We start from the raw sequence: 5,347 nt of genomic DNA, 5'->3' as shown, positions 1-5,347 counted from the left end.
AAATGACCCACGGATGAGTCAGAAGGGCCCAAAATGCAGCCCACCGATTCCCCTGCGGCCATCCCCGGCGACGACCTTGGGGTGCAGCTATGACGGCCGCCACCGGCCTCATCGACGTCCCGCGGGTCCGGGCCGAGCATCCCATCGTCGAGGTCGTCGCGGCAGAGGGCGTGGAACTGCACCCCCGAGGGCGGGGATGGGTCGGGTGCTGCCCGTTCCACGAGGACCACACCCCATCCCTGTCGGTCGACGCCATCCCTGACCGCTACCACTGCTTCGGCTGCGGAGCGTCTGGGGACGTCATCGACTTCGTCGGCCGTCTGCACGGGCTCGACTTCCGCTCCGCCGTCGCCCTACTCGATACCGGAGCCTCCTTGGCTGCCTGGCCATCTACGGCGGTGGGTCCGCGCCCTAGCAGGCGGTGGCTGCGCCTCATCGGCGACCACGACACCCGGACCACCCCGGCCGTGAGTCCCGAGCGCGCCTTCGAGATCAACGCCCTCGCGTGGACCTACCTCGGCCGCCCCACCGCGACGGCCTTCGCCGAGTCATGGCTCAAGACGAGGCGCGGGATCGACTTGGGCCCGTTGCGGACCGAGGATCCGAGATCGGGTCTGGCTGGCTATGCCTCCACGAGCTGGACTAGCCTGACCGATCGCCTCCGCGCGGACGGCGTCTGCGTCGAAGAACTTCAGGCACTTGACCTGTCCCAGCCGGGGCGCAGCGGGCACCTCCTCGACACCCTCCGTGGCCGGATCGTCTTCCCGATCACCGAACCGGACGGCCGAATCCGCGGGTTCATAGGTCGCGACATCACCGGTCACCCCGCCGCACCGAAGTACCGCAACCCCACCCGAACCCCGATCTACGACAAGTCACAGGTCCTCTACCGACCCAGCCACCAGGATCTGGCGGGCGATGGCAGCGTCGCCATCGTCGAGGGAGTCCTGGACGCCCTCGCCATCGCCGCCGCGGCAGCCGAGTCGGGCCGGACGCGCCATGTCGCCCCGGTCGCCACCGGTGGCGTCACCGTCTCGGCCGCCCAAGCCCACCACGTTCTCTCCTTGAGCATGAACCCGCCGCGAATCATCCTCGACAGCGACCCAGCTGGCCGAGGGGGCACCGACCGTTGGCTCCGAGCGCTGAGCCTCGAGCGGCACCGCCCCGCCTTCGTCACCCACCTACCCGAGGGCACCGACCCTGCCGACTGGCTGGCCAGCGCCGAGGCGACGGAGCGGCTCGAGCTCGTCCTCCAACCGCCCAGCCCCCACGACCCGCTCGAGGACGCCAATGCGCTCAGAAGCCCGCCAGAGAGAGGGCGAGGCGCCTCCGCGAGGACCGTCCTGCCAGGACGCGACCTCGTCCGCCTGAGCCTCCAGACCGCCCAAGACCCCATCGGCGACACCGTCGCCGCCGTCACTCCCCTGATCCGGTGGCTGGGACCCGGCCTCCGACACGCGCTGCTCGAGCAAGCCACCGCAGAGATGACCCGCAGCGGCTGGAACCCGAAAGGCGCGTTCACCGCGGCCCTGCAGCGCGCCCTCGACGCCGAGCCCAGCGGCATACCCCCTCCGACCCGCGGGGCACCGCACCCGCTCGGCCCCGAACTGCTCTGAACCGCCCTGCCAGACAAGGAGAACGCCATATGAGTCTCATCCCCCTCGACGAAGCGGCCGCCGAGCTGCACGCCGCGGCGGTCATCGCCGACGGCCACTCAGTTGGCGATCCCTTCAGCCCCTGGACCGCGCTGGCCGCACAGCTACGCCTCGTCGCCGCCGGACTGGATCCCACTCCCGTCACGCGTCCGCAGCACCGCGACCTCGCCACCCGTCATGTCACTGCCGCACTCGACCTACTCGACAGCGTCCTTCCCAGCGCAGGCTTCATGGATCTGGCGTTCTGGCATCGCCATGTCGAGCACCTCCACACAGAGACTGCACGGCTCGAGGCGACCCTTAGCCACCGGCAGGGGACGCCATGAGCGCCACCCACGCCGCCTGGCCCACGGACCTCGCGCCCACCGCGACGACCACGCGTGACCTGCTCGAGCGCGCACACACCCTGAAAGGGCAGTACCTCCGCACCCGTGGCCCCGTCTCGGTGGCCCAGTGGGAGTCCTTCGACCAGGCCCTCTACCGGCTGCTCGTCGAGCTCCTCAGCCAGCGCACCGTTGGCCCCGGGCCCGTCGACCGCGCTGCCCTGCCGCTCTACGACATCGTCAAGGCCTATCCCACCCCGCTGGCGCCGTTCCCCGGCGCCCCGGAGCTCACCCCCGCCGACGCCGGTCGCCTGATCGGCTGCAGCACCAGCACGATCCGTGCACGCATCCTCCGCGGCGAGATCACCGCCACCCGAACCTCGACCGGCTGGCAGATCCCGCACCACAGCCTCGACCTGCGCAGCGATGTCCGCCCAGCCGACCCGACCGATCCCCAACCGCTCGCCCGGATCGCCGTCACCCTTGGCGTCCTCACCGACGTCCTGCACGAACACCAACGCCTGCCGGAGAAGCCGGACCTCGGCACCGGACCGCTGCTGCGGCTCGCACACGACGTCCTTCGCGACACCGACGCCATCAGCCGGCACACCCTGGCGCTCATCGAACCCGAGGGCGTCGGCCGCGTGCTCGCCATCACCCGGCACGCCGCCGCATCCACCGCCCGGCTCGCGCATACCGCTAGCGAGCCCCTCCCGTATGCCGCTGTCCCGCCCCCCACACGGGACCGCTCAGTCCGCGCAGCGCTGAGTCCCTCACCGGGTGCCTCGACGACATACGAGCTCGGTCTGCTGGATCGCGCCCTCGCCGACTGGACACGCGCCGCAAGAAGCGAGCTCGCGCAGTCCGTGCCAAGCGTGGAGGTGATCCGCAACATCACCAGCCACGGCGTACACATCTACGCAACCCTCGACGCGCTGCTGGGTGCGGAGGACTCCGAGACCGTCCCAAGCGTCCGCGCGCAGCTGCGCGCCACGGCCCAGGAACTCCAGCGAGCCGGCGCAGCGTGGGGACCCGCCACCACGACCGTGCGCCCAAGCCCCAACTACGTGGAGGCCGCGCAGCACCTGCATGACGCGCTCGAGGAGGCCATCCGGTGCGCTCCAGACCTCGGCAGTCGTCAGCGAGAGCGCGCCTTCGACAGTCTCACGGCGGCGAGCCACGACATGGCAGCCCTCACGCGAGAGATTGGGCCGATACCGGGCCGCCTCATCGACGCGGGGATCCTCTTCGCACACGCCCGCGCTGTCGAAGCCGACACCGACCGCCTGCGTGCCCGCCTCAGGGGCCGGCTCGTCACGTTGCACTACAGCGACCTCCCAGATCTAGAAGCGGCCAACACCGCGGCCCAGCGGGCAACGGAACTGACCGAGCGCGAACTGTGCCGCCACCTCGCGGCGCGACGACAGCCCGCCCCTCAAACCGAACCGTCACTCGGCCCGCAGCTGTGACCTGCCCTCAGCCGACCCACCTGTGGACAACAGGGACACCGGCACTGCCGGCGGAGCACAACTGATAGTGGCCCGAGCCAGCCGTAGACCAGACATAGTCGATTTCGAGGAGCAGCAATGACGACGATCGCCCGGTCCACCTCGACGCGCCAACACATGACCGTTCGTGACCTCTGTGAAGAGCTCGGGATCGCCCGCTCGACGTTCTACGACTGGCGGGCCGCCCGCAAGGCGCCACCGTGTATCAAGCTGCCCAACGGCGACCTCCGGATCCGTCGCGCCGAGTTCGAGCGCTGGCTCGAGTCGCTCGAGCAGCGCATCTGACCATGAGCCCCCGGACCACTCTCGAGGTGCAGGTCTGGGGCGTCCGGCGTTACAAGGGCAAGCGCAAGACGACCTACACCATCCGATGGAAGGTCGAGGACCGGATCTTCCAGGAGACCTTCGACACCATCAAGCTTGCGGAGTCTTTCCGGGCGCGCCTGCTCGTGGGCATGCGCCAGGCCGAGCCCTTCGATGTGCGAACGGGACTCCCGCTCGGTGCACTGGACAAACCGTCGGAGCTGTCCTGGCTGGATCACGCGATGGCGTTCGTGGACATGAAGTGGCCACACGCCTCCCCCCGGCATCGCAAAGGAATCGCCGAAGGCCTGACCACGGCGACCGTCGCGGCCCTGCCCAGCGGCACCATTGATCCTGCCGCTCTCCGCCGGGCGCTCGACGGCTGGGTCTTCAACACCTCCGCTCGCACCGCGTCCCCCGACGATGAGGTGCCAGAGGATCACGAGGATGCAGTTCGATGGGCGCAGCGCCAGTCACCGTCACTCGTCGAGATGGCGGACCCGGCGCGCCTGCGGCGCATCCTCGACGCGCTGGCGCTCAAGCTCGACGGACGGCCCGCCTCCTCGAGCACCGTCGCCCGCAAGCGCTCCGCCCTCTACAGCGCCTTCCAGTACGCCGTCGAGATCGGTGCCTTGCCGTCGAACCCCATGGACCGCATCGCGTGGAGGCCCCCAGCACACACGGATGAGGTCGACCGACGAGTCGTCGTGAACCCGCAGCAGGCCAAAGCCCTGCTCGCCGAGGTGGCAGCGCTCTACCCGTCCCTCGAAGCGTTCTTCGCCTGCATCTACTACGCCGGCCTGCGCCCGGCCGAGGTCCGCCACCTCAAGGTCAGCGACCTGCATCTCCCAACCGACGCACAGGCATGGGGCACCCTGCACCTTCTCGGCTCGACCCAGACCGCGGGAGCTGCATGGACCGATACCGGCGAGGCCACCGAGGACCGGAGCCTGAAGCATCGGGCGCGGCGAGCCACGCGTCAGGCGCCGGCACCCCCAGAACTGGTGGCCAGCCTCCGGCGCCACATCGAGCGCTTCCCACCCGGCGTCGGCGGCCGTCTCTTCGTGACCCGCGCGGGAAGAGCCGGCGTGCCGGTTGCCCCGCCGTTCGCGAGCCCGCAGTCGATGGGCATCGTCTACCGGATCTGGGACCAAGCGCGCCGGGCGGCCCTGACCGACGAGGAGTATCACTCCCCGCTGGCCAAGCGGCCGTATGACCTCCGGCACGCCGCCGTCTCGCTGTGGCTGAACGCTGGCGTCCCTGCCACACAGGTTGCCGAGTGGGCCGGCCACAGCGTCAACGTCCTCCTGCGCGTCTACGCCTCCTGCATCGTTGGCCAGGACGAGGCGTCTCGCCGACGGGTCGAGCTGGCCCTGTCAGCCGCCCATGGGATCCAAGCGCCGCAGCCTCCACGTGATGGCACCCAAACTTCCCCACCAGTTCCCCACTGACAGCCGTAATGCGCCGTCTCGAGCCGTTGCCAGCCGGACAAGACCAGACGACAGCAGAAGGGCCCCGGACCGACGTTTCCGCAGGTCAGGGGCCCTTCTGAGCACGT

General features: G+C 69.9%; 4 protein-coding genes and 1 pseudogene. All 5 read left to right on the top strand.

Features of this window, described 5'->3' with window-relative positions:
* Positions 1-89 precede the first annotated feature (89 nt).
* The 5 genes and pseudogenes from N864_RS18860 (at position 90) to N864_RS18840 (ending at position 5,240) form a co-directional block, all read left to right on the top strand.
* Positions 90-1,616 (top strand): CHC2 zinc finger domain-containing protein, encoded by a 1,527-nt coding sequence (locus tag N864_RS18860; RefSeq protein WP_034720821.1) that lies wholly within the window; start codon positions 90-92, stop codon positions 1,614-1,616.
* Positions 1,617-1,645: 29 nt separating this feature from the next.
* Entirely contained in the window at positions 1,646-1,981 is a 336-nt protein-coding gene (locus N864_RS18855) for a hypothetical protein (protein WP_034720818.1), read from the top strand.
* Complete coding sequence (locus N864_RS18850) at positions 1,978-3,447, top strand: hypothetical protein (protein ID WP_034720815.1); 1,470 nt, start codon at positions 1,978-1,980, stop codon at positions 3,445-3,447. Before N864_RS18855 ends, N864_RS18850 begins: the two co-directional genes overlap by 4 nt.
* A gap of 111 nt (positions 3,448-3,558) precedes the next feature.
* Positions 3,559-3,771, top strand: a pseudogene (locus N864_RS18845) (helix-turn-helix transcriptional regulator); the annotation flags it as partial.
* 2 nt (positions 3,772-3,773) lie between these two features.
* A complete protein-coding gene (locus N864_RS18840) occupies positions 3,774-5,240 on the top strand; it encodes a tyrosine-type recombinase/integrase (RefSeq protein WP_034720811.1) in 1,467 nt (488 codons plus the stop codon).
* The last annotated feature ends 107 nt before the right edge of the window (positions 5,241-5,347 follow it).

This window comes from Intrasporangium chromatireducens Q5-1, assembly GCF_000576575.1.
GTDB lineage: Bacteria > Actinomycetota > Actinomycetes > Actinomycetales > Dermatophilaceae > Intrasporangium_A > Intrasporangium_A chromatireducens.
The sequence above is the reverse complement of the archived record's forward strand: the minus strand, read 5'-3'. Positions and strand labels throughout refer to the sequence as shown.

Coding starts and splice junctions, on each gene's coding strand:
- N864_RS18855 (WP_034720818.1), top strand. CDS start 1,646: ATGAGTCTCATCCCCCTCGACGAAGCGGCCGCCGAGCTGCACGCCGCG.
- N864_RS18850 (WP_034720815.1), top strand. CDS start 1,978: ATGAGCGCCACCCACGCCGCCTGGCCCACGGACCTCGCGCCCACCGCG.
- N864_RS18860 (WP_034720821.1), top strand. CDS start 90: ATGACGGCCGCCACCGGCCTCATCGACGTCCCGCGGGTCCGGGCCGAG.
- N864_RS18840 (WP_034720811.1), top strand. CDS start 3,774: ATGAGCCCCCGGACCACTCTCGAGGTGCAGGTCTGGGGCGTCCGGCGT.